The organism is Clostridium kluyveri DSM 555 (assembly GCF_000016505.1).
GTDB classification, from domain to species: Bacteria; Bacillota; Clostridia; order Clostridiales; family Clostridiaceae; genus Clostridium_B; species Clostridium_B kluyveri.
In genome coordinates, this window is record NC_009706.1 from 1,443,087 (window position 1) to 1,469,484 (window position 26,398).

Here is a 26,398-nt window from a genome sequence, read left to right on the forward strand (position 1 = left end):
TTATCTAACTCTTATATTATCTAAACTGTATTTCTTTTGTAGTTTAAACTATGAGGGATAAAGGGAGAGTATCCTCCCTGTTAAGGTTAAAATTTAAATATCAAACCTATCATGAAGCCACTACTGCTTGTGCTGGTGGCAATTCACAAATAAAACAGGATGGTATTTTCTATGAAAGATTTTATAACGGTAGGACAAATAATAAATACTCATGGACTAAAAGGAGAACTGAAGGTATATCCTTTAACCGATGATATTAATAGATTTAAGGAACTAAAATCTGTATATGTAGAAGGTATATTGAAAAATATAACTGGATGTAAGCTGCAGTCTAAAAAGGTTATTCTTAAAATAGAAGGTATAGATTCTATAGAAAAAGCTCTGGAGTATAAAGGCAAATATTTAGAAGTATCCAGAGAAAATGCAGTTAAACTAGAAGAAGGAAGATATTTTATTGTTGATATAGTAGGATGTAGAGTAATAGATGAAGAAGGAGTTTTTTATGGAAAAATATCAGAGGTAATACATACACATCGTAATGATGTTTATTGGATAAAAGGGGATAATGAACTTTTAATTCCAGCCATAGAGAACGTAGTTTTAAAAGTAGATGTAGAAAAACAGGAAATAATTATAAAGCCGGTGGAAACATGGATGTAAAAATAGATATATTAACCCTTTTTCCAGAAATGTTTCATGTATTTAATTATAGTATAATCGGAAGGGCTATTGAAAAAAATATTTTAAGTATAAATACTTTTAATATAAGGAATTTTACCGAGAATAAACATAGAAAAGTAGATGATTATCCCTATGGGGGTGGTTCTGGAATGATAATGACTGCCCAGCCTATTGTGGATTGTATAAATAGTGTAAAAACTCAAAATAAGGGTAATGTAGTGTATTTAGGGCCTAGAGGTAAAATTTTTGACCAGTCTATGGCAAAAAAACTTTCAAGCGAAAAAGAACTAATATTTTTATGCGGACATTATGAAGGGATAGATGAAAGAGTTTATAGATATATAGACTTAGAAATATCTATTGGAGATTTTATAGTGACTGGTGGTGAAATGGCTTGTATTCCTATTGTGGATAGTATATGTAGAATGATACCTGGTGTACTTTCAAGTACTGAAAGTTATACTGAAGAATCTTTTTATAATGGTGTACTTGAATATCCACAATATACAAGACCAGAATTTTTCAGGGGAGATAGGGTGCCTGAAGTTCTCATATCTGGTCATCATGAAAATATAAGGAAATGGAGAAGGGCAAAGTCATTTATATTAACTAAAAATAAACGCCCGGATTTGTTTGAAAGGATAGAGCTATCTAAAGAAGATAGGGAACTAATAAAATTATATGAAAATGGATATACTGATTAAATAGTTCCTATTATAATTTAAGTTATAATCATAGATTTAAATTATGTATTGAAAAAAAAATATGGTTGTGATAAAATTTTTTTTGTGTCATACGGGCGTTCCTCTGTCTATGAATATTACAAGATAAGAACGTTTAATAATTGTTTAGGAGGTTATGCACAATGTTAGATATAATAAAGCAAATAGAATCACAATATATAAGAACTGATCTGCCTAATTTTAACATAGGGGATACAGTGAAGGTTCATGTAAGAATTAAAGAAGGAAATAGACAGAGAGTACAGGTTTTTGAAGGCATAGTTTTGAAAAGACAAAATGGTGGTGTGAGGGAAACTTTCACAGTTAGAAGAGTTGCTTATGGTGTAGGTGTTGAAAGAACATTTCCTGTTAACGCTCCTATAATAGAAAAAATACAAGTAGTAAGAAGAGGTAAAGTAAGAAGAGCCAAATTATATTATTTAAGAGATAGAGTAGGTAAAGCGGCTAAGGTAAAAGAAATATTAAAATAAGAGAGGGGCTTTATAAAGTCCCTCTTTTGTATGTTAAGGTGGTGTAGAAGTGTGTTGAAGGAATTAATAGAACTTGGGAAATCTGTAGTGATAGCTATTATAGCTGCATTTTTAATTATAACTTTTGTATTTGAAACGGTAAGTGTAGATGGGCATTCTATGGATCCTACTTTAAACAATAAGGATCGTTTAATTGTGGAAAAAGTAAGTTATTATTTTAGAGCACCAAAGACTGGGGATATAGTGGTAATAAAATACCCTGCGAATCCTAAAGAAAAATTTATTAAAAGAGTAATTGGGGTGGGTGGAGACAGGATAAAAATTGAAAATGGAAATCTTTATGTAAATGATGTACTTAAGAAGGAATCTTATATATTAGAGCCTATGTTAGGTGATTTTGATGAGGTTACAGTACCTGAAAACACTGTATTTGTAATGGGGGATAATAGAAATAATAGCAGAGACAGTAGATTTTCCGATGTGGGATTTGTAGATTATAAAATGGTAGTGGGAAGGGCGGCCCTTAGAATATATCCTTTTAATAGGATGGGGAGCTTAAGTTCAGTTGTAAATTGAGGAGAAGAAATATATGGCTATAAATTGGTTTCCTGGACATATGGCTAGGACTAAAAGAGAAATAAAGGAGAACTTAAAATTAGTAGATGTTGTCGTAGAAATAAGGGATGCCAGGATAATAAAAGCTAGTAAAAATCCTGATATAGAGAGTATCTGTGGCAGCAAGCCTAGAATAATATTGTTAAATAAAAGTGATTTAAGTGAAGAAAGTATAACCAAGCAGTGGATAAGTTACCTTTTAGAAGATAATGTGAGGGTTTTAGCAGTAAATTGTAATACAGGTCAGGGCCTTAAGAGCATAAGGCCTATGTTAAATGAATTATTAGAAGAAAAGCATAATAGAATGAAAAAAAAAGGTGTTGCCAAAATAGTTGATAGGGCTATGGTAGTAGGGATACCAAATGTAGGGAAATCCTCCTTTATCAATAAAATGGCAAAAAGTAGTATAGCTAAAATAGGAGATAGGCCTGGAGTCACAAAAAGTAAACAGTGGATTAAAACTAAATTAGGAATAGAACTTATGGACACACCGGGTATATTATGGCCCAAATTAGAAAGTGAGGAAACACAATTAAATTTGGCTTTTACCGGTGCCATAAAGGATGAAATTATGGATATAGAAAATCTGGCATTAATGCTTCTTAAAGTATTATGCAGGGATTATCCTGATAGAGTAATAAATAGATATAAATTAGATGAGTTAAGTGAAGAGCCATTGGAGAATATGAATAATATAGCAAAAAAAAGAGGGGCTATATTATCTGGAAAAGAAATAAACTATAATAGAGTGTCTATTATGCTTTTAGATGAATTCAGAGGAGGAAAATTAGGGCCTATTTCTTTAGAAAGACCATAGTTATTGAGGAGTAATGGTAATGTATAAAAGTAGTGAAAATATAAATAGGTTTACTGAAGAAATAGAAAATACATTCTGGGATGATTTAGAAAAATTTAATTTTGAAAAGATAAAAAGAGAAGTTGCTAATTTAAAAAAAGAGTATTTTAGCTTTGAAGATTACAATATATTTATAAAGATTTTAAAAAGACTAAAGGCGGATAAGAGAAAAAATGTCAATGGATTATATTTGAATTTTTATAAATTTCTTTTGAATCAAAAAAAAGAAATTGAAAGAGTAAGACAAATGTACAATTTTGATAAATATTTTGGGAATTATATATATGTAGCTGGAACAGATGAAGTAGGAAGAGGACCTTTAGCAGGTCCCATAGTTGCAGCTGCAGTTATACTTAATTTGAATTATGTGGAAGATAAAAAGTTAATTTTAGGTGTAAAAGATTCTAAAAAACTTACTCAAAAGGCTAGATATGAACTATCACAGACTATAAAGGAAAAGGCTTTAAGCTATAGTATTGCAGTTATAAATAACAAAGAAATAGATAAGAGGGGAATTTCCTGGTGTAATAATGAAGTTTTAAGAAAAGCTGTACTGGGTTTGAAATTACCTGTAGAGTTGGTTTTATCTGATGGGTATGCTGTTAAGAATTTACCAGTTCGTAATGAATTTGTAATAAAAGGGGATTCAAAAAGTGTAAGTATAGCATCAGCTTCTATTATAGCTAAAGTCTATAGGGATGAACTCATGAGAGAGTATTCAAAGGTTTATACTGAATATAATTTTCAGAGTAATTCAGGTTATGGAACCAAGGAACATATTGGTGCCATAAAGAAGTACGGCACCTGTAAAATACATAGATTGAGTTTTTTAAGAAATATAGTATAAGATAAAACATATAAAGTTATATTTGAAAAGCATCTTTAATAAGTTTTATAGATGGAACATCATTATAAGTATTAAATATAATTTCTATTACGTCAAATCTGAAATTAAATTTAAATAATTTCTTTCTCAGCATATATATATTAGCTGCTTTGTAGATTTTAAGGCGTTTAGGATAATTTACAGATTCACAGGGGTTTCCATATAATTTTCCATAGCGAGACTTAACTTCTATAAAGCAAATATAATCACCATCTTTTCCTATAATGTCTATTTCACCTACTTTACATCGGAAGTTTCTTTCAAGTACAGTATATCCTATTTGATTTAAATAATTTTTAGCAATATCTTCGCCCAGGGAACCTATATCCTTGTTAAAAGAATGCATAAATTTTCCCCTTTCATTTCCAACCTTTTTTATTATTATATCATTTGTAATAAAAATTTGCATTATTCCCCTATTATTTTTTATTCGGTAAACTTCTAAATCATTTGATTCTAATTGCACTAGAATTTAAATTATGTATTAGATTAGGTATGTATATATTTATGCAAATTAATAAGAAAAATATAGAAATTACGCTTCCAATGCTTATAATATCCATGTTATTAGTTCTTATTCCAATTAGAAACAATACAATTCCGAATATTAACCCTAGGATTACAAATGTAAAATACATAAAACCACCCTATTTCTATAAAATTTGTATTAAATAACTTTTATTACATATATTATACAGTTATTGTTATTATACAGTTATTGTAAAATAAAATAAAGATTTTTTCAGAAATTTCTATAAGCTTTAGTGGATTTTACTTATAAAAAATCATTATTTATAAATTTTCTATAGTATAGGGCTTCTTTTATATGAATTTCCTTTATTTGTTCACAATCATTTAAATCAGCTATGGTTCTAGATATTTTTAGTATTTTACTATAAGCTCTAGTGGTTAAATTATATTTGATATAAATTTTTTTTATCAACTCTATGGATTTTTTATTAAGTTTACAGTATTTTCTTATAAGTGAGATGTTCATATCTGAATTATAGTATATATTTTCTTTTTTAAATCTTTCTTTTTGGATATCTCGGGCATTTTCTACCCTTTTTTTTATATTTATGGAACTTTCTCCTTTAGAATAATTTTCAATATACTTAAAATCAATGGGATTTACATATGTAAATAGATCTATTCTATCTAAAAAAGGTCTAGATAATTTTGATATGTATCTTTTTTTCTCATGTTCAGTACAAGTACAAGGCCTATTGGAAGAAAAATTTCCGCAGGGACATAGATTAGTGGCTAAAATAGTTATGAAATTGCATGGAAAAGTAACGGTACCAGAAGATCTGCTTATGGTTATTTTCTTATCTTCTAAGGGCTGTCTTAAAGCTTCCAATACATTTTTTTTAAATTCTAATATTTCATCTAAAAACAGTATTCCATTGTGGGCTAGAGATATTTCACCAGGCATTAGATTTTTTCCTCCTCCTACTAGAGAAACAGGAGTGCTTGTGTGATGAGGACTCCTAAAGGGAGGAGTTTTAAGCAACCCTTCTTTTTGTGGTAAATTTCCACTTACACTATATATTTTAGTAACTTCTAAGGCCTCCTTATAGCTTAGATCAGGTAATATGGAAGGCATTCTTTTAGCCAGCATGGTCTTTCCTGATCCAGGAGCACCTGAGATAAGTATATTGTGATTTCCAGCAGCGGCAATTTCCATAGCCCGTTTACAACTTTCCTGTCCTAATACATCTGAGAAATCAGGTAAAAATTGTTTTTTAGAATGTATTTTTTTATAGTTATAGGGAAGCAGCTCTCTGTTTTCTATAAAATAGACTACTTCCTTTAGATTTCTAAAGGCATAACAATTACTCCCTTTTATTGAAGAACATTCTTCTGCATTATTTATAGGAACTATAAAATTTATTATATTATTTTTTATACCTTCCATTGTTATTGGAAGTACCCCTCTTATCTTATTCAAGTCTCCGCATAGGGAGAGCTCCCCCATTATTAAAAATTTTTGTGAATCATGAAAATCTATTTGATTTGTGGCAATTAATATTCCAAGGGCTATAGGTAAATCAAATAGAGAACCTACTTTTTTTATGTCTGCAGGAGCTAGATTAACTGTTATCTTTTTTACAGGAAATTCAAATCCAGAATTTATAATAGAGGTCCTTACCCTTTCTTTGGATTCTTTTACTGAAGTATCTGCAAGACCCACTATATTAAAAGATGGAAATCCCCTTTTTACATCTACTTCAACTGATATAATATTTCCCTCTATACCTAAAAAAGAAGCTGTATTTATTTTAATAGCCATTTTATGTTATCACCTCTGGCTAATTCTTGACAATAACTTACCATTTTAATCTTCTAGATATAAAAAATATTATAATTTTTCATATGTGTTTTTTAGCATCAAAGCGTCCTTTTCAAGCATAGGGCTTTCACAGATTATACATCCTTTTGCTTCGAATTTTTTTAGACTTCTTAAACATTCTACATAATTGAAATCACTTTCAAGAAATGGTAGATGATTCCTCTCCCCTTTTTCACTATAACGAATACCAGATATATGTATATGCATATCATTTAAAGCTTCCTGTCCAAGTTTTTCTTCTACATATTGGAGAATCTGTTTAAAATCATCATAATTTTTTAATGCACCATTATATCTAGCATGAATATGGGCAAAATCTATGCAAAGTTTACAGGAAGGTACTTCTAGGCATAGAAAAACTAATTCTTCTAAACTTCCAAATTGGCTGCCTTTACCGGTGGTTTCCAGACGATAGTCTACATTTTCATGGGGAAGTTTAAGTAAATTTTCTTTTATGGTATCATAAGTATCTTCTTTAGAATCTTTTAAATAAAATCCAGGGTGAAATACCAAGCTTCTTCCTTGAATTTTAGATAGTGCAGAAGCACCTTTTATAATTCTTTCTAGCGATTTCAGCTGTTTTTTTTCCTCATCCGCATTTAAATTTATGAAATATGACCCGTGAGCTGAGAGATAAAAATTATGCTCTATTTTTTTATTTAATATGGAATCTTTATTTTTATCCGTTACATTTATAGAACGAACAAAAGGCAGTTCCATGGCATCAAGGCCCAAGGAAGCCAGATAATCTATGGCAGAGGAATAATTGAACTTAGTGTTACCATCTCCAAGAGGAAGTCCTGATATTCCAAATAATAATTTATTCATATTTAATCTCCTCAATAAAATTTGTTATTTAATAGTTAATATAACATATAAAAACTTCCTGTGTAAACTTAAGCTGATATTTTATTATTTAAGAATAAAATATTTGAATTGTGAGCATAATTTTTACATAATTATACATGGAGGATGTGAATAATATATGAATATATATGATCTGTGGTTTGCTTCTGTGCGGATGTCTAATAAAATAAAAATCAATATTATAAATAGGTTTTCTAATATACAGGAAATATATGAGAAAAATATTTATGATAATAATTATATATATTCTGTTAAGAAAAATGACAAAATATATATGGAATTAAAAAAAGCATGGAATACGGAAAAATTACAAAATCTAATGGAATATTGTCTTAAGGAAGGTATTAAAACTGTAAATTTTTATGAAGAAGATTACCCAGAAAGGTTAAAAAATTATGATGATTCTCCACCAGTTTTATTTTATAAAGGGAATATTAAGAATTTAAATAACAATTTAAATGTTGCATTGGTGGGTGCTAGGGATTGTAGTTTTTATGGAGAGAATATAACCTCATTAATAAGCAAAGAAGTCTCTATAAATAATATCAATGTAATAAGTGGTATGGCAAGAGGAATTGACAGCTGTGCTCATAGAACTTCCATAGAAAGTGGAGGATATACCTGTGGAGTACTTGGATCAGGAGTAGATGTAATATATCCTTCGAAAAATAAAAAATTATATGAAGATATTTTACAGAAGGGTTGTGTATTGTCTGAATTTATCCCTAAAACAAGACCCTATGCTTATAATTTTCCTTTAAGAAATAGAATTATAAGTGGGCTTAGTGATGTTATAATCATTGTGGAGGCAGGAGACAAAAGCGGAGCTTTAATAACGGCCGGCTGTGCATTAGAACAGGGTAAGGATGTGATGGCGGTACCGGGTTCTGTATTTTCCTCTAAAAGTAGGGGAACAAATAAGCTTATAAGAGATGGAGCTCATGTGTTTACATGTCTGCAGGATTTATTTCAATTATTATCGCTGTCTTATATGAATAAAAATTATAAAAAAGAGGATATATTAAATGATAAAGAGGAAAAAATACTTAAAATTATAGGACAAATTCCTAGGAATATAGATGAAATATGTAGGATTACTAATATTGACATAAAACAATTATATGAGTTATTATTTGAATTGCAGTTAAAAAATAAAATAATATGTCTTTCTGGTAACTATTATGTAAAAATTGAAAGTAGTAAAAGTATTATGGATTAAGGTATATTTATTTAAATGAAGAATAATATTTAGTTAATTAAAGAGACTATAAAGTGATTCAGAGGTTTAGGTGGAGTTTGCTCATTAAGAAATGCTTTTTTCCATCTGGCCCTTAGAAACACTTATCTAAAGGCATAGCAGTGCCCATTCCACATTTTGAGGAAACTGGGGGTGTTAGTTAATTGCAGCCTTAGGATAAATATTAATGGGTAAAATAAGGGGGTGCAGTACTCTGGATTAGATTTTTACGATAACCAGAGCATAAAATGGGACAAAAATTAGTTATAGTTGAATCACCGGCAAAAGCTAAGACCATAGGAAAATATTTAGGCAAGAATTATGTAGTAGAAGCTTCAATGGGCCATGTTAGAGATCTTCCCAAGAGTCAATTGGGAGTTGATATAGATAATGAGTATAATCCTAAATATATAACTATAAGAGGAAAAGGAGAAATATTAGATAAACTCAGAAAACAGGCAAAAAAGAGTGAAAAAATATATTTAGCTACAGACCCAGATAGAGAGGGAGAGGCTATTTCATGGCACTTATCTCATGTTCTGAAGTTAGATGAGAATGAAAAGTGTAGAATAGAATTTCATGAGATTACTAAAAATGCTGTAAAAAATTCTATAAAATCTGCAAGAGAAATAAATATAAATTTGGTTAATGCTCAACAGGCTAGAAGAATATTGGATAGATTAGTGGGATATAAAATAAGTCCAATACTCTGGAGAAAAGTTAAATGGGGATTAAGTGCAGGTAGAGTACAATCTGTAGCACTTAAGTTGATATGTGAGAGAGAAAAGAAGATACTAAGTTTTGCACCTGAAGAATATTGGACTATAGAATGTATGCTTCATAAGAAGGACGAAAGCAAATGTTTTAATGTAAGACTTACTACTTTAAATAAAAAAAAGATTGAAATTTCTAATAAAGATGAAGTGGATAAGATCATTAAGGAGCTGGAAAGTGGGGACTTCATTGTAAAATCCATTAAAAATACTTCTAAAAATAAAAATCCTCTTCCTCCATTTATTACAAGTACTCTTCAGCAAGATGCATATAAAAAATTGAATTTTTCCACAAAGAGAACTATGTCCATAGCACAACAGCTTTATGAAGGAGTGGACATAAAAGGCCATGGAACTATAGGGCTTATAACTTATATGAGAACTGATTCTGTAAGAATTTCTAAAGAAGCCCAACAAGTCTGTAGAGATTTTATAGTAAATCAGTTTGGAAAGGAATATGTTGAATCCAAGCCTAGGAATTTTAAAAGTAAAAAAAATATACAGGATGCTCATGAGGCCATAAGACCTACTAATATAGAGATAACACCAGATAAAGCCAAGGCAGATTTAAAACCAGATCAGTATAAGGTATATAAATTGATATGGGACAGATTTGTGGCCAGCCAAATGGCTTCTGCAAAAATTGATGTTACATCTATAGATATAGTTAATAATAATTATGGATTAAGAGTTGGAGGTTCTAAGATAAGTTTTTACGGGTTTATGAAAGTATATCAGTATGTAACAGAGGAAGAAAAATTAGATATAGTCCTACCAAAATTAGAAGAAGGAGAACTTCTATTAAAAAAATCCATAGATGGAAAACAACATTTTACACAGCCGCCGGCTAGATTTTCAGAAGCATCCTTGGTAAAAACTCTTGAAGAAAATGGTATAGGTAGACCTAGCACCTATGCTCCTATTTTATCTACTCTTCTAGATAGAAAATATATACAAAGGGAAAAGAAGACTCTGATTCCAACAGAACTTGGAGATATAGTAAATAATATAGTTAGTGAATATTTTAAACAGGTAGTAGATGTGGAATTTACTGCTGAAATAGAATCTAAACTAGATAATATTGAAGAAGGAAAGGATAACTGGACTAAAGTAGTAGGGAAATTTTATGAACCTTTAAAAAAAGCTATTGAGATAGCAGAAAAAGAAGTTGCAAGAATTACCATAGAAGATAAAGTTACGGATATAAAGTGTGACAAATGTGGAAGAAATATGGTTATAAAGCATGGGAGATTTGGAGATTTCCTAGCATGTCCAGGTTATCCGGAGTGTAAAAATACAAAACCTATAGTAGAAGAACTGGATGTTAAGTGTCCTAAATGTGGAGAGAAGATTTTAGTAAAGAAAAGCAGAAAAGGTAGAAAATTTTATGGATGTAGTTCTTATCCGGATTGTGATTTTGTAAGTTGGCTGGAACCCACAAATGAGCAGTGTCCTTTGTGTCACAGTTATATGGTTAAGAAATATAGTAAAGCAAAAGGAAATTATTTAGAGTGTTCTAATTCAGAATGTAAACACAAAGATTACAAAGAATTAGAAGATAATAAATAATATATTTTATAAAAAAGTGTTCCTTATAAAAATTATGTAAAAACCTTGGTGAATGTTTAAATAATTTTCCAGGGTTTTTAAACTTCTAACCGGTATATGTCAATAAATCATAGTTGAATTATAATAATTATTATGTTATCATAATTAATGGATAAAATATAATTCTAAATATTTTAAAAAGTCAAAATTATTAGCACTATGGTTTAAAAAATTCTTTTTATCAGTATTAACAAAATATACATTTTTTAAATATTTTTAAGTAAGGTTTTAATTGATTAATCATTTAGGTATATTAAATAAATTCTAGTGGCAATAAGGAGGATATAAATGTCAACATTATTAGATAAAACAAGAAAACTCAATAAGATATTACAAAAATCAGGGGTAGAACCGGTAGTTTTTGACGATATATGTAAAATATTGAGTGAAGTTTTAGGCTGTAATGTCTATGTTATAAGCAGGAAAGGAAAAGTATTAGGGTATAATTTTCCAGATGGTTTTGAATGTAGTACAGTAAAGAATAAGATAATAAGTGAAATGAGATTTCCAGAACAGTACAATAATAAATTGTTAAATGCTCATGAAACCCTTCCGAACTTATCAAATCATGGAATTTGTGTTTTTGAAGATGGAACTCCTTGTGATTTGGAGGATAAGGTTACAACTATAGTTCCTATAATAGGGAATAGGGAAAGATTAGGTACTCTATTACTTGCTAGTTTCGGAGAAAAGTTTACAGATGAAGATTTAGTTCTGGGAGAGTATAGTGCGACCATAGTAGGTCTTGAAATATTAAAGTCTAAAAATGATGAGATTGAAGAAGAAGCTAGAAAAAAAGCTGTAGTCCAACTGGCAATTGGAACATTATCTTATTCTGAGTTAGAAGCTGTAGAACATATATTTAATGAGTTAGATGGAAAAGAAGGATTGCTTGTAGCATCTAAAATAGCAGATAAGGTTGGAATAACCAGATCTGTAATAGTTAATGCACTTAGAAAGTTTGAGAGTGCAGGGGTAATAGAATCTAGATCCCTTGGAATGAAGGGAACTCATATCAAAATATTAAATGATAAATTGTTAGATGAATTGAAAAAGATCAAGTGATTCAGGGGTCTGGGGAAAGTTTGCCTATGAGAAATGTTGCTCTCTGAATCTTATTAACAGTATTCTTAGTATCTTTAGCACTTAGAATACTATCTTTAGGGGAAGAAATTATCCAGGCGTATAGACCTGCTTATGTTCCACTTTAAACAATATGGAAGTATCGGTTAATTGCCGTATTCGGATAAAATAATTTTATCGTGGTTAAATATTGTAATTTTTATTGAATAGATGTATACCATGTGGTATACTACATAAGGTATTAAAATACACACATTATCCAATTTATAAGTAGGTGCCCTGTGGGTTGATTTATAAATATGAAGATAATGGAGGAAAAACCTAGGAGGGAAATATAATGTCAATTATTTCAATGAAACAATTATTAGAATCTGGTGTTCATTTTGGTCATCAGACTAGAAGATGGAATCCTAAAATGGCTTCATACATTTTTACTGAAAGAAATGGAATCTATATAATAGATTTACAAAAGACAGTAAGAAAAATTGAAGAAGCTTATGAATTTGTGAAGAAAATTGCATCTGAGGGAAAGGACATATTATTTATAGGTACCAAGAAGCAGGCACAGGAAGCTATTAAAGAAGAGGCTAAGAGAAGCAATATGCATTATGTGAATAATAGATGGCTTGGAGGTATGCTTACCAATTTCTTAACTATAAGGAATAGAATCGGGAAGTTAGAAGAATTAGAAAAAATGGAAGAAGATGGAACGTTTGAAGTTCTTTCAAAAAAAGAAGTTATAAAGTTAAGAAATGAAAAACAAAAGTTGGAAAGAAATTTAGGTGGAATCAAGGCTATGAATGCAGAAAATGTAGGTGCATTATTCGTAGTTGATCCAAGAAAGGAAAAAAATGCTATTTCAGAAGCTAAAATTTTGGGCATTCCAGTAGTTGCTATAGTAGATACAAACTGTGATCCGGATGAAGTTGATTATGTTATACCTGGCAATGATGATGCAATAAGGGCAGTAAAATTAATTACATCTAAAGTGGCAGATGCAGTAATTGAAGGAAGACAAGGTGAACAATTAGCTGAGGAGTAGTTTAACTTATAGAAGCATTATATATTAGGGTCAAATACAAGTTAGGAGAGGAGTTGAAAAGCCGTTGTTGGTAATTTTTATAATTGCCAGGTAGGGTGTTATGCATCCGAATTTAAGCCCTGGGAGTACGGGACCAATAGAAAGCACAGCTTTAAAATACTATGAACAGGGAAGTAAATGTAAGATTTTTAAAAGTCTTACATTACATGACGGATATATTTATGATAACTGCACAGATGGTAAAGGAACTTAGAGAAAGAACTGGAGCAGGGATGATGGACTGCAAGAAAGCTTTAAATGAAGCAGGCGGAGATTCAGAGAAGGCTATTGAAATATTAAGAGAAAAAGGATTGGCAGCTGCAGCTAAAAAATCTGGCAGAATAGCTTCTGAGGGATTAGTTAAGACGTATATTTCAGAAGATGGGAAGGTTGCTTCCATAGTAGAAGTAAATTGTGAAACAGATTTTGTAGCGGTAAATGCAGATTTCGTAAATTTTGTAGATAATTTAGCAAAACAGATTTCTTTATCTGAGTCTACTACAGTAGAGGAATTAAGTGAGGAAAAGTATATATCAGATGATAGTAAAACTGTAAGCGAAACATTAGTAAATTTAATTTCAAAACTTGGAGAAAATATGGCAATAAGAAGATTTGAGAGATTGGCTGTTTCAAAGGGTTTAATTGAAAGTTATATACATGGCGGCGGAAGAATAGGAGTTCTTGTTAAACTTGAATGTGAAAAAGAAAGTGAAATTTTAAAAGAAGTTGCAAAAGATGTAGCTATGCAGGTTGCTGCAACTAATCCGCTGTTTTTAAGTAAGGATACAGTAGACAGTGCTACTTTGGATAAAGAAAAAGAAATATTTAAAGTTCAAGCATTAAATGAAGGTAAGCCTGAAAAAATTGCTGAAAAAATAGTTATTGGTAGAGTTCAAAAATATTATAAAGAGAATTGTTTAATTGAACAACTATGGGTAAAAGACTCTGATTTAACTATTGACAAATATTTAAAGAGCAAGTCAAAAGAAGTGGGAGCACCTATAAAAATATCTAATTTCATAAGATTTGAAAAAGGTGAAGGTATAGAGAAAAAAGAGGAAGATTTTGCTGAAGAGGTTAGAAAGCAGATAGAGGGTAAATAGTAACTTAAAAGAGGACACTGCGTGTTCTCTTTTTTGGGGTGCTAAAAAATATTTTTTTATTGTGGTTTCACTTTACTATAGTTTGGAGGTATAATATAATGTGTAATCCTATATACAAGAGAGTAATGCTGAAACTTTCAGGAGAAGCTCTTTCAGGGGATGTTGGATATGGAATAGATTTCGATATAACAAAAAGTATAGCCACTGAAATAAAGAAGTTGATATCAATGGGAGTGTCAGTAGGAATTGTAGTTGGTGGAGGAAATATATGGAGAGGAAGAAGCGGCAAGGGAATGGATAGGACCACAGCAGATTATATGGGAATGCTTGCTACATGTATAAATGCTTTGGCACTTCAGGATTCACTTGAAGATCTGGGAATAAACACAAGAGTACAGACGGCCATTGAAATGAAAGAAGTGGCAGAACCCTTTATAAGAAGAAGAGCTATGAGACATCTGGAAAAGAACAGGGTAGTAATATTTGCAGCAGGTACAGGAAACCCTTATTTTTCCACGGATACCACTGCATCTCTCAGGGCAGCGGAAATAGAAGCAGAAATTATATTGCTTGCCAAAAAAGTAGATGGTGTTTACGATAAGGACCCTTATAAATATAGTGATGCTAAAAAATTTGACAAATTAACTTATATTGAAGTACTTGAAAAGGGACTTCAGGTTATGGATTCTACAGCTACATCGCTTTGTATGGATAACGACATACCTATTTTAGTGTTTGGGCTTGATAAACCGGAGAACATAAGTAAAATTGTTCTTGGGGAAAAAATTGGTACACTTGTTTGTAAAGAATAGAAATAAGGAGGTATTTTTTTATGATTAAGGATATTTTAAATAAGGCAGATGAAAAGATGAATAAGACTGTAGATGTTTTAGTAAAAGAACTAGCTTCTATGAAAGCAGGAAGAGCTAATCCTGCCATATTAGATAAAATAGAAGTGGAGTATTATGGTGCAATGACACCTATAAGTCAATTAGCAGGCATATCTATTCCTGAGGCTAGAATACTTGCCATACAACCATGGGATAAAAGTGCACTGAAATCTATAGAAAAAGCAATATTGAAATCTGACCTTGGTATAAATCCATCAAATGATGGAGAGATAATAAGACTTATAATACCTGAGCTTACAGAGGAAACGAGAAAAAATATAGTTAAGAACATAAAAAAAACCGGCGAAGATTCAAAAGTGGCTATAAGGGGAATAAGAAGAGAATGTAACGATAAATTTAAAGCTTTAAAAAAGAAAAATGATATTTCCGAGGACGAAATTAAAAAAGGTGAGGAACAAATACAGAAAAAAACTGACATTTTTATAAAGAATATAGATGCAATACTTGAAAAGAAAGAAAAGGAGATTATGTCATTATAATTAGATTTTAAAACCTGCCAATTTGCAGGTTTTTATTAAATATAAATTTTAATGAATGGAGATATATTCATGTTAAAGTTCTTTAATTCTCATAAGAGTAAAAAAAATGAAGATGAAAAGGTACATATTGATTTAAATAATATTCCATCACATATAGCTATTATAATGGATGGAAATGGAAGATGGGCCAAGAAAAGAAATCTTCCAAGAGTTATGGGACATAAAGCAGGAGTGGAGGCCATAAGGGAGATTGTAAAAGAATGTAGTAATCTAAAAGTTAAGTATTTAACTCTATATGCTTTTTCCACAGAAAATTGGAAAAGACCTAAAGAAGAAGTTAGTTCCCTTATGAATCTCTTAGTGGAATATTTAAGAAGAGAATTTAAAGAGTTAAATGACAATAATGTTGTAATAAATTATATAGGTAATATACATAAGTTACCTTCTTTGTGTGAAAAAGAGTTGATTACATCTAATAAAAATACAAAAAACAATACAGGATTAAATTTAAATCTGGCACTAAACTATGGCGGAAGAGATGAAATAGTTAGAGCATTTAAACTTATGTATGAGGATATAAAGTCAGGAAAAATCAGTAAAGATAATATAACTGAAGATACTTTATCTGGGTATTTGTATACAAAAAATATGCCCGATCCTGATTTGATAATAAGACCCAGCGGAGAACAACGTTTAAGTAATTTTCTTTTATGGCAGTGTGCATATTCTGAATTTTGGTATTCTGATATAAATTGGCCGGACTTTAAAGTTTGGCACCTTCATAAAGCCATTTTGGATTATCAAAATAGGGATAGAAGATTTGGAACTGTATAATAGTAAAATATATTTATCCAAAGGCTAAAGTTAGCTGACACTCCCAACTTTTTAGAAGTGAAGGATGAATACTGCCATGCCCCTGGATAAGTTGTTCTGGAGTTCAGATGAAGAAAAGTATTTCTTTTATAAGCAAACTTCATCTGAACCTCTGAATCACTTGATAGTTTTTTGACTGTTGATATTTTTATATACCTTATTATGGAGGTGGAGTAGTGAATAATAGATATTTGGGAGCTGTTACATTAATACCTTTTGTTCTTATATTATTTTTAGGTGGTATTTATTTAAAATATGGTATTATGATAATTTCTCTTGTAGGAATGTATGAATTTTACAAAGTAACAAAAACTAAGCATTTAAATCCAATAAATATAGTAGGATATCTACTATGTATAATTTATTATATAAGTTTAAAGACAGAAGTGAATTATAAATTTTTATTTTTTACTATTATAGTGTCTATTTTTATGCTCTTATGTATTCTGGTTGTAGATATAGAATATAATTTTTTGGATATAGTTGTCACTTTATTTGGATTTTTATATATAGCCTTATTTTTCAGTATGATAACTTTGGTAAATAAGGGGTTATATGGGAATTATATGGTATGGCTTATAGTTATATCTGCATGGTGCTGTGATACTTGTGCTTATTATACAGGCAAGTTTTTTGGAAAAAAAAAGCTCTGTCCTAAGGTAAGTCCTAAAAAAACTGTGGAAGGGGCTATTGGAGGAGTTATTGGAAGTGCCATAGCATGTAGTTTATTTGGGAGCTTTGCCATTATAATGGGAATACCTATGCCTCTATATCACTATATAATATTAGGTATATTAAGTGGTGTATTTTGTCAATTCGGAGACTTGGCTGCTTCTTCCATAAAAAGGTATACAAAGGTGAAAGATTATGGTAATTTAATACCGGGGCATGGGGGTATTTTAGACAGATTTGACAGCATACTTTTTTCCGGAGTTGTAGTATACTATTACCTAGTGTTTGTTGCAGCTATTTATGTATATTAAAATTTGTTATTTAGGGAGATTTTCCATATAGATGGAAGATCTCCATTTTTGTCTTTAAATTATTATGCTTGTAAACCCACATTATTTTAAAAATATAATAAAATATTGTAAATTATATGTAAATGATAAGGTTATTTATTTTATAACATAAATATGGTATAGTTAATCATATTAAAATTATGTTTGGTTTGTAGTTGTATTTAGAATAAGGAGTTGTTACAATGAAAAAAATTTCTATACTGGGTGTTACCGGCTCTATAGGCACTCAGGCTTTAGACATATTGAGAAAGGATGAGGAGAACTTTAAACTTGTAGCAGTATCTTCACATAGTAGTGTAAACAAACTTTTAGATATAGTAGATGAATTTAATCCTTCCTATGCGGTATTAACTGAAAGAAATGCTTACTTAAAATTTAAGGATCATTGTAGTAATAAAAATTTAGATACCAAAATATTATTTGGAATAGATGGGTTAAATACCATAGTCGCTTTGCCAGATATTGACATGGTACTTACTTCTGTAGTTGGAATGGTGGGACTGGTTCCTACCATAAAGGCCATAGAATCAGGTAAAGATATAGCATTAGCTAATAAGGAAACACTGGTAGTGGGAGGAGAGTTAGTTACGAAATTAGCAAAAAAAAATAAAGTAAAGATATTTCCTGTGGATTCTGAGCATAGTGCTATTTTTCAATGTATTAAGGGGAATAATTTTCAGGATATAGAGAAGCTGTATCTTACTGCTTCCGGGGGACCCTTTAGAGGTAGGACTAGAGAACAACTTTTTAATGTTACTGTAAAAGAAGCATTAAATCATCCCAGTTGGAGAATGGGTAAAAAACTTACTATAGATTCTGCTACTCTTATGAATAAAGGATTGGAAGTTATAGAGGCGCATTTTCTTTTTGATATGCCTTATGAAAAAATAAAAGTAGTAATTCATCCTGAAAGTATAGTTCACTCTATGGTAGAATATAATGATGGAAGTATTATGGCACAACTTTCCAGTACAGATATGAGACTTCCAATACAGTATGCATTAAATTATGCTAAAAGAAGAGAAGCTTTAGTAAATAGGCTTGATTTTTATAATATGAAAAATTTAAGTTTTGAAAAACCTGATATAGATACCTTTAAGCCACTTAAATTAGCCTATGATGCAGGAAAAATTGGAGGTACAATGCCAGCTATATTAAATTGTGCCAATGAAGCAGCTGTGGAACTGTTTCTTTTTAATAAGATTAAGTTTTTAGATATAAGTTATATATTGGAGGAGTGTATGAATAAATTTACCTGTTCTAATACATACACTATAGAAGATTTACTCCATATAGAAATAAAAGTGAAGAAATATGTAAAAGATAAATTTAGTAAATAGAAGAAATATGATTAGGAGGAATATCACTTGTATATAATATTAGCTATAATAGCCTTTGGCGTGTTAATTATAATTCATGAACTAGGACATTTTATATTAGCAAAATTAAATGGTGTAAAGGTAGAGGAGTTTTCCATAGGTATGGGACCTAAGCTTTTTGGAATAAAGGGAAAAGAAACTGAGTATCTTATAAAACTTCTTCCTATTGGAGGTTATGTTAAAATGCTTGGTGATGAAGGAAAAAGTGATGATCCAAGGGCCTTTAATAATAAAAGTGCTGTTAGAAAACTTAGTATTGTAGCAGCAGGACCTATAATGAACTTTATATTGGGGATAATATTATTTTCTATTATAGCTTCTGCTAGAGGATATCTCTCTCCTGTAGTAAGTAAAACCATCTCTAATGGGCCGGCAGCTATGGCAGGAATTAAGTCTGGAGATAAAATAACTAAAGTCAATGATTCAAAAATATCCACCTGGGAGGATTTTGTTACAGAAATATATACCACTGCAGGAAATCCAATTAATATAAGTTATGAACGTAAAGGAATAACAAATCAAGTAAATGTAACTCCCATAAAGGATGAAAAAGAAAATAGATATATTGTGGGAATTGAAGGTACTCAGGTAACTAATCCTACTCTGGCCCAATCCATGTCTTATGGAGTTATAGAAACTAAGTCACTTATAAAACAGACATTTAGTTTTTTTAAAACATTGTTTAAAGGAAAAGCATCCATGAATGATGTAGGGGGACCTTTGACCATAATAAAAATTTCTGGTGCAGCAGCAAAGGCAGGTATATTGAGTCTATTGGCCTTTTCAGCCTACATAAGTATACAACTTGCCATATTTAATATAATACCATTTCCAGCTTTGGATGGAGGGTATATATTGCTATTTTTATTTGAAATAGTAACAGGCAGGAAAGTAGATGATAACAAGGTAGGTATAATAAACTATGTGGGTTTTGCTATACTTATGGCTCTGATGGTATTAGTCACTGTAAAAGATATATTTTATCCTATAAAATTTTAGTTTTTATCCAAACTTTAATATTTTAAAGAAGGTGAAAAGGTGAAAAGGGCAAATACTAGAGAAATAAGAGTAGGAAAAGTGGCTATAGGAGGTAATGCTCCTATAGCCGTGCAATCTATGACTAATACGGATACAAAAAATACAAAGGCTACCATAGAACAAATACATAAGCTCGAGAAGGCAGGATGTGATATAGTAAGATGTGCAGTACCGGATATGGAAGCATGTGATGCTTTAAAAACTATTTTAAAAGAAGTGTCTATACCACTAGTGGCAGATATACATTTTGATTATAAACTGGCTCTTAAGTCCATAGAAAATGGAGTGTCAGCTCTCAGAATAAATCCGGGAAACATTGGGAATATAGATAAAGTAAAGATGGTGGTAAAATCAGCAGAAGAGAGAAATGTTCCAATTAGAATAGGGGTTAATTCAGGTTCCTTAAAAAAAGATATTTTAAATAAATATGGCAGGGTATGTGCTGAAGCACTGGTGGAAAGTGCTCTAGAGCATGTTAACATATTAGAGGATATGGGATTTTATAATATAGTTATATCTATAAAATCTTCAAATGTAAACGACATGGTACAAAGTTACAGGCAAATATCTAAAGTAGTAGGTTGTCCACTTCATCTTGGAGTAACAGAAGCAGGAACTTTGTGGAGGGGTACTATAAAATCCAGTATAGGCATAGGAACTCTTTTGATGGAGGGAATAGGAGATACTATAAGAGTTTCTCTTACGGGAAATCCTGTAGAAGAAGTTAGAGTGGGCAGAGAAATATTAAAAGCATGCGGACATTTGAAAGAGGGAATAGAATTTATATCCTGTCCTACCTGTGGGAGAACAAAAATTGATTTGATTAAGATAGCTGAAGAAGTAGAGAAAAAACTTTCTAATGTAGATAAAAACATAAAAGTAGCTGTTATGGGATGTGTGGTAAACGGACCAGGAGAAGCAAAGGAAGCAGATATTGGCATAGCAGGAGGCATGGGAGAAGGACTTATATTTAAAAAAGGAAAAATATTGAGAAAGGTGAAAGAGGAGAATTTAGTGGATGCACTTATAGAAGAAGTGAAAAATATTTGATTTTTTAAATATGTATTGTTTAAAAATTCGCTCTCATATACCATCTTTTGGAGTTATCCGAAGGCTACCATCGCTAACCCCCATCTTCTTCAAAAGTGGAGGATAAGAGCGTGGCTAACGCCTCTGGATAAGTTCTTCTAGGGCTCAGATGGAGAAAGTATTCCTTATAAGCAAACTCCACCTGAACCTCTGAATCACTTGATAGGTTAAGGAGGTAAAGAATGGGTGTGGATATTGTAAAGATGCTGCAAGAGGATTTGGATTTAGACAGTAATACCATGACAGAAAGTATAAAACTTTTAAAAATACAGTATCTTAAAAAGAGTAATAAATTAAAAGTAGTATTGAAGTCACAAGAAAGCTTGGATTCTCGTATACAAAGTAAAATACGGGATATAATTAATAAAAAATTGGGAGGCTTTTGCAGTATAGAACTTATATGGTATAAGGATATATCTAATGTGTGCTTAAAAGATATAAGTGAGGTTCACTGGATTGAACTTACAGGCATAATGGCTTCATATATTCCTGTATGCAGAGAATTTTTAGAAAAGTGTTCTAAGAAAGTAGAAGGAGACTTGCTTAAAATTTCTACCGGAAATGAATTTATATGTAATTTACTTAAAAATAAAAATATAGAAAAACTTATGTGTAGAACTATAAGGGATTTATTTGGAGTTGAATGTTCTGTAGTTGTAAACTATGATAAGGCGCTGAACATTAAAGATTATCTGGAGAAAAGTGAAAGAGAAGAAAAAAAATATATAGAAAATATTTTTAAATATAGGGATGAAAAGTTTAGAAAATCCAGTGGTATATCTTCTGCAGCAAAAAAAATTGAAGAACATAAGGTAGATAGAAAAGAAAATTGTTCTGAAAGAAACCCTGTAATTATAGGAAAAGCCATAAGCGGAGTTCCTGTGGAAATTGTAAGTATAACTGATATATCTAAGACAGTTATAATAAAAGGAGACATATTTAAAAAAGAAATTATAGAAACTAAGACGGGAAGAAAAATAATTACTTTTTATATAACTGACTATACAAGTTCTATTACAGTTAAGTTTTTTCCAAGACCTAAAGATGTAGATAGAATAATAGAGGAAATAAAAGAAGGACTCTATTGTATGGTAAAAGGGGAAGCTATAAATGATATTTATGCAAGAGAATTAGTTATAATGGCTAAGGATATAGTAAAAATTCATAAAGAAGAAAAAATAGATACTGCAGAAGAAAAAAGAGTGGAACTTCATCTGCATACTCAAATGAGTGCTATGGATGCAGTTAGTTCTGCATCAGATCTTATTAAAAGAGCGGCTTTGTGGGGACATAAGGCTATTGCAATAACTGATCACGGTGTAGTTCAGGCATTCCCGGAAGCTATGGAAGCGGCTAAAAAGAACAACATTAAAGTTATATATGGTATAGAAGCATATATGGTGGATGATGGTATTCCTATTGCTATAAATGGAGATGAAAAAACATTAGATGATACTTTTGTAATTTTTGATATTGAAACTACAGGTTTCTCTATGACAAATGATAATATAATAGAAATAGGTGCCATTAAAATAAAAGAAGGAAAAGTAGTAGGTAAATTTAGTGAGTTTGTAAATCCAGAAAGGCCAATACCACTAACTATTACACAACTTACCGGTATCACAGATGAAATGGTACAAAATTGTGAAAGTATAAAGTATATTCTGCCTAAATTTATGGAATTTATAGACAATTCTGTAGTGGTAGCTCATAATGCTAATTTTGATGTGGGATTTATAAAAAAGAACTGCATGGAGTTAAATTTAAAATTTAAAAATCCAGTTATGGATACCATACCTCTCTGTAAATTTTTATTTCCAGAGCTTAAAAGGTTTAAATTAAATGTAGTTGCAAAACATTTAGATATATCTTTAGAAAATCATCATAGAGCTGTAGATGATGCGGGAGCTACTTGTGAAATACTTTTAAGATGTTTTAAAATGCTCAAAGAAAAGAATATTTTGAGCCTTGGAGATTTAAATAAAGAATTTTTGAGTAATATAGATGTTAAAAAACAGCCTATGTACCACCTTATAATATTGGTTAAAAATCAGATAGGACTTAAAAATTTATATAAGATGGTATCCAAGTCTAATTTAAATTATTTTTTTAAAAAACCCCGAATGCCTAAAAGCATTATTATAAAACATAGAGAGGGTCTTATAATAGGGGGAGCCTGTGAAGCAGGTCAAGTGTATAGAGAGGTTCTTGGAGGCAAAAGTGACAGTGAGTTAAAGGACATACTGGACTTTTACGATTATTTGGAAATACAACCTGTAGAAAATAATTTATTTATGGTAAGAAATGGCCTGGTAAAAGATATAGAACAATTAAAAGACATAAATAGAAGGATATGTGACCTTGGCGTTATTAATAATATCCCTGTAATAGCTACAGGAGATGTACACTTTATGGATCCTAAAGATGAAATATTTAGACGTATAATAATGGCAGGCCAGGGATACTCAGATGCAGATAATCAGCCCCCTCTCTATTTTAGAACCACAGAGGAGATGCTTTTCGAATTTGAATATTTAGGTGAAAAAAAAGCAAGAGAAGTTGTGATTGAAAATACTAATAAGATTGCAGATATGATAGAAGAGGTAAAACCTATACCTGATGAAACTTTTCCTCCGAAAATAGAAGGAGCAGAAGAAGAAATTAAAAATATGACTCTTAAAAAAGTGCATTCTATATATGGGGATAATCTGCCAGAGATTGTACAGGAGAGATTGGATAAAGAGTTGAATTCCATAATAAACAATGGATATGCTGTACTCTATCTTATTGCACAGAAATTAGTGGAAAAATCTTACAATGACGGATACCTGGTAGGTTCCAGAGGTTCTGTGGGATCTTCTTTTGTGGCAACTATGTCTAACATTACAGAAGTTAACGGACTTCCACCTCATTATGTGTGTCCAAATTGTAAATACAGTGAGTTTTTTACAGATGGTTCCATAGGATCTGGAGCAGATCTGCCCGATAAAAGTTGTCCTGATTGTGGTGAAAAACTTATGAAGGACGGTCATGATATACCTTTTGAAACTTTTTTGGGATTTGCAGGGGATAAAGAACCAGATATAGATTTGAACTTTTCAGGTGAATATCAACCTGTAGTACATAAGTATACGGAAGTTTTATTTGGAAAAGATCACGTATTTAGAGCAGGAACTATAGGTACTATAGCAGAAAAAACCGCTTATGGGTATGTTAAAAAGTACATAGCAGAGAAGAATATGGTACTGCCTCAGGCTGAAATAGAGAGACTTACAAAAGGGTGTACTGGAATAAAGAGAACTACAGGACAACATCCCGGAGGAGTCATGGTAGTTCCAGATGACAATGATATACACAATTTCACACCGGTACAGCATCCTGCAGATGATAACAGCACGGAAATAATAACTACCCATTTTGATTATCATTCTATAAGTGGAAGGTTGTTGAAGCTTGATATACTGGGTCATGATGATCCCACTGTACTTAGAATGCTTCAGGATCTAACAGGACTTGATCCTAAAACTATACCTCTTGGAGAGCCAAAGGTTATGAGTTTATTTACTTCTCCAGAGGCTCTTGGAGTTAGTGAAAAGGAAATTGACTGCTCTGTGGGGACTTATGGACTTCCGGAATTTGGAACAAAGTTTGTAAGACAGATGCTAATGGATACCCATCCAAAAACTTTTGCAGATTTAGTGAGAATTTCAGGATTATCTCATGGTACGGATGTTTGGCTTAACAATGCTCAGTATTATATAAAGGAAGGTTATACCACATTGCAGGATTGTATAGCCTGCAGAGATGACATAATGATATATTTGATTCAAAAAGGTCTTCCTCCAAAAACATCTTTTACCATAATGGAAATGGTAAGAAAAGGGAAAGGACTTAAAGAAGAACATGAAGCTATAATGAGAGAACATACTGTGCCTAATTGGTATATTGAATCCTGTAAAAAAATAAAATACATGTTTCCAAAAGGTCATGCGGTAGCCTATGTAATGATGGCAGTTAGAATAGCATATTTTAAAGTATACTATCCAAAGGCATATTATGCTGCATATTTTACTGTAAGGGCAAATGAGTTTGATGCAGATATAGTAGTTCAAGGGGAAGGCGCCATAAAGAAAAAAATGGATGAGCTCTATTCCCAGGGCAATAATTTAACGCAAAAGGATAAAGGTCTTCTCACTATATTGGAACTGTGTTATGAGATGAATAAAAGGGGAATAAAATTTTTAAAGGTAGACTTGTATAAATCTCATGCTATAAAATTTCTAATAGAAGAAAGTGGAATAAGAGTTCCAATGAATTCCCTGGCAGGGCTTGGGGAAAATGCAGCTAAAAACATAGTAAAAGCCAGAGAGGAAGGAGAATTTATATCTAAAGAGGATTTAAGAATAAGGGCCAAAGTTTCTAAAACAGTAATAGATACTTTAAATAACCATGGATGTTTGGGTAATCTTCCAGAAACCAACCAATTATCTTTATTTATGTAAAATTGATATACCCCTTATATGTTAAGATATATAATAGATAAATACATAAATAATCAGTGATTTAAAGTTCTGTATAATTTTTCTTGAAATACAATGTAGGGTGTGTTAAAATAAAAGTGGTAAATCTACAGCAATTTATTTGGTATGTAGGAGTGGGTTTGAGCCCGCTCTTTCTATTTGTCAAAAACGCAGCGAAAGTTGCGTTTTTAAATTATTAATGACTGTTAGCATTTCTTAAAAGAGTGTATAACATTATAGGTAAGGAGGTTTGAAATGAGTAACCATATGTTGGTAGAAAGAGTATTAAAACTTATAAAGCCCATAGTTGATAATTTGAATTTTGAACTATATCATTTAGAATTTAAAAGAGAAGGAAATAATAATTATTTAAGAATATTTATAGATAAAGAAGAAGGAAATATATCCCTTGAAGATTGTGAAGCTGTAAGCAGGGCAGTCAGTGATATATTAGATAGGGAAGATCCTATAAGAGATCCTTATTATTTAGAGGTTTCATCTCCAGGTATAGAGAGAACACTTTATACCCATGAACATCTTAAAAGATATATTGGATTTAATGTGATAGTTAATATACAGGGACTTTTAAAGGGAAAGAAAAAGTATCAGGGAAAACTTTTGTCCTTTGATGAAAGTGTACTAAGGGTTAGTTGTGAAGGAGAAGAGATTGTTATTCCAAAAAGTAAAATTTCAACTGTAAATTTAAAAGATGATCTTTAAGAGGAGGTATA

General features: G+C 31.0%; 23 protein-coding genes. 20 read left to right on the plus strand and 3 right to left on the minus strand.

Translation table 11 applies throughout. The annotated features are described in order from the left end of the window. Nucleotides 1–171: 171 nt before the first annotated feature. From rimM to CKL_RS06940, 6 genes are all read left to right on the plus strand, one after another. Nucleotides 172–660, plus strand: a complete 489-nt coding sequence (gene rimM / locus CKL_RS06915; RefSeq protein WP_012101793.1) for a ribosome maturation factor RimM — start codon at nt 172–174, stop codon at nt 658–660. Next, on the plus strand, nt 651–1,385 hold the full coding sequence (gene trmD, locus CKL_RS06920) for a tRNA (guanosine(37)-N1)-methyltransferase TrmD (RefSeq protein WP_012101794.1): 735 nt from the start codon (nt 651–653) through the stop codon (nt 1,383–1,385). The genes rimM and trmD overlap by 10 nt, the downstream gene beginning before the upstream one ends. Nucleotides 1,386–1,546: 161 nt before the next feature. Then, nucleotides 1,547–1,894, plus strand: coding sequence for a 50S ribosomal protein L19 (gene rplS, locus CKL_RS06925; protein WP_012101795.1), 348 nt, complete (start codon nt 1,547–1,549; stop codon nt 1,892–1,894). Nucleotides 1,895–1,945: 51 nt separating this feature from the next. Then, nucleotides 1,946–2,470, plus strand: a complete 525-nt coding sequence (gene lepB / locus CKL_RS06930) for a signal peptidase I (RefSeq protein WP_012101796.1) — start codon at nt 1,946–1,948, stop codon at nt 2,468–2,470. Between the two features lie 13 nt (nt 2,471–2,483). Continuing rightward, nucleotides 2,484–3,326 carry a ribosome biogenesis GTPase YlqF gene (gene ylqF, locus CKL_RS06935; RefSeq protein ID WP_012101797.1) on the plus strand — a complete coding sequence of 281 codons (843 nt, stop codon included), beginning with the start codon at nt 2,484–2,486 and terminating at the stop codon, nt 3,324–3,326. Nucleotides 3,327–3,345: 19 nt separating this feature from the next. Beyond that, entirely contained in the window at nt 3,346–4,212 is an 867-nt protein-coding gene (locus tag CKL_RS06940; RefSeq protein WP_012101798.1) for a ribonuclease HII, read from the plus strand. 16 nt (nt 4,213–4,228) lie between these two features. Here the strand turns inward: CKL_RS06940 and CKL_RS06945 are convergent, their stop codons facing one another. The 3 genes from CKL_RS06945 to CKL_RS06955 all read right to left on the minus strand — a co-directional run bounded on the left by CKL_RS06945 (nt 4,229) and on the right by CKL_RS06955 (nt 7,432). Further along, on the minus strand, nt 4,229–4,597 hold the full coding sequence (locus CKL_RS06945; protein ID WP_012101799.1) for a YraN family protein: 369 nt from the start codon (nt 4,595–4,597) through the stop codon (nt 4,229–4,231). A gap of 429 nt (nt 4,598–5,026) precedes the next feature. Further along, entirely contained in the window at nt 5,027–6,544 is a 1,518-nt protein-coding gene (locus tag CKL_RS06950) for a YifB family Mg chelatase-like AAA ATPase (RefSeq protein ID WP_012101800.1), read from the minus strand. Between the two features lie 69 nt (nt 6,545–6,613). Beyond that, a complete protein-coding gene (locus CKL_RS06955) occupies nt 6,614–7,432 on the minus strand; it encodes a TIM barrel protein (RefSeq protein ID WP_012101801.1) in 819 nt (272 codons plus the stop codon). A gap of 157 nt (nt 7,433–7,589) precedes the next feature. On the opposite strand from CKL_RS06955, the gene dprA reads away from it, so the two are divergent. From dprA to rimP, 14 genes are all read left to right on the plus strand, one after another. Further along, entirely contained in the window at nt 7,590–8,690 is a 1,101-nt protein-coding gene (gene dprA / locus CKL_RS06960) for a DNA-processing protein DprA (protein WP_012101803.1), read from the plus strand. Between the two features lie 266 nt (nt 8,691–8,956). Further along, entirely contained in the window at nt 8,957–11,050 is a 2,094-nt protein-coding gene (gene topA, locus CKL_RS06965; protein WP_012101804.1) for a type I DNA topoisomerase, read from the plus strand. A gap of 327 nt (nt 11,051–11,377) precedes the next feature. Further along, nucleotides 11,378–12,154 carry a GTP-sensing pleiotropic transcriptional regulator CodY gene (gene codY, locus CKL_RS06970; RefSeq protein ID WP_012101805.1) on the plus strand — a complete coding sequence of 259 codons (777 nt, stop codon included), beginning with the start codon at nt 11,378–11,380 and terminating at the stop codon, nt 12,152–12,154. A 355-nt stretch (nt 12,155–12,509) separates the two neighbouring features. Continuing rightward, nucleotides 12,510–13,214, plus strand: a complete 705-nt coding sequence (gene rpsB, locus CKL_RS06975; protein ID WP_012101806.1) for a 30S ribosomal protein S2 — start codon at nt 12,510–12,512, stop codon at nt 13,212–13,214. A 221-nt stretch (nt 13,215–13,435) separates the two neighbouring features. After that, entirely contained in the window at nt 13,436–14,356 is a 921-nt protein-coding gene (tsf, locus tag CKL_RS06980) for a translation elongation factor Ts (protein WP_012101807.1), read from the plus strand. 98 nt (nt 14,357–14,454) lie between these two features. Then, a complete protein-coding gene (gene pyrH / locus CKL_RS06985) occupies nt 14,455–15,168 on the plus strand; it encodes a UMP kinase (RefSeq protein WP_012101808.1) in 714 nt (237 codons plus the stop codon). Nucleotides 15,169–15,188: 20 nt separating this feature from the next. Continuing rightward, the gene (frr, locus tag CKL_RS06990) at nt 15,189–15,746 is read left to right on the plus strand and encodes a ribosome recycling factor (RefSeq protein ID WP_012101809.1); all 558 of its coding nucleotides are present in this window, start codon (nt 15,189–15,191) and stop codon (nt 15,744–15,746) included. 69 nt (nt 15,747–15,815) lie between these two features. After that, nucleotides 15,816–16,580, plus strand: a complete 765-nt coding sequence (locus CKL_RS06995; RefSeq protein ID WP_012101810.1) for an isoprenyl transferase — start codon at nt 15,816–15,818, stop codon at nt 16,578–16,580. A gap of 215 nt (nt 16,581–16,795) precedes the next feature. Then, a complete protein-coding gene (locus tag CKL_RS07000; RefSeq protein WP_012101811.1) occupies nt 16,796–17,602 on the plus strand; it encodes a phosphatidate cytidylyltransferase in 807 nt (268 codons plus the stop codon). Between the two features lie 221 nt (nt 17,603–17,823). Then, nucleotides 17,824–18,981, plus strand: a complete 1,158-nt coding sequence (locus CKL_RS07005; RefSeq protein WP_012101812.1) for a 1-deoxy-D-xylulose-5-phosphate reductoisomerase — start codon at nt 17,824–17,826, stop codon at nt 18,979–18,981. A 27-nt stretch (nt 18,982–19,008) separates the two neighbouring features. Further along, complete coding sequence (gene rseP / locus CKL_RS07010; RefSeq protein WP_012101813.1) at nt 19,009–20,019, plus strand: RIP metalloprotease RseP; 1,011 nt, start codon at nt 19,009–19,011, stop codon at nt 20,017–20,019. A gap of 39 nt (nt 20,020–20,058) precedes the next feature. Continuing rightward, the gene (gene ispG, locus CKL_RS07015; protein ID WP_012101814.1) at nt 20,059–21,108 is read left to right on the plus strand and encodes a flavodoxin-dependent (E)-4-hydroxy-3-methylbut-2-enyl-diphosphate synthase; all 1,050 of its coding nucleotides are present in this window, start codon (nt 20,059–20,061) and stop codon (nt 21,106–21,108) included. 221 nt (nt 21,109–21,329) lie between these two features. Further along, entirely contained in the window at nt 21,330–25,649 is a 4,320-nt protein-coding gene (locus CKL_RS07020; RefSeq protein WP_012101815.1) for a PolC-type DNA polymerase III, read from the plus strand. 273 nt (nt 25,650–25,922) lie between these two features. Next, nucleotides 25,923–26,387 carry a ribosome maturation factor RimP gene (gene rimP, locus CKL_RS07025; RefSeq protein WP_012101816.1) on the plus strand — a complete coding sequence of 155 codons (465 nt, stop codon included), beginning with the start codon at nt 25,923–25,925 and terminating at the stop codon, nt 26,385–26,387. The last annotated feature ends 11 nt before the right edge of the window (nt 26,388–26,398 follow it).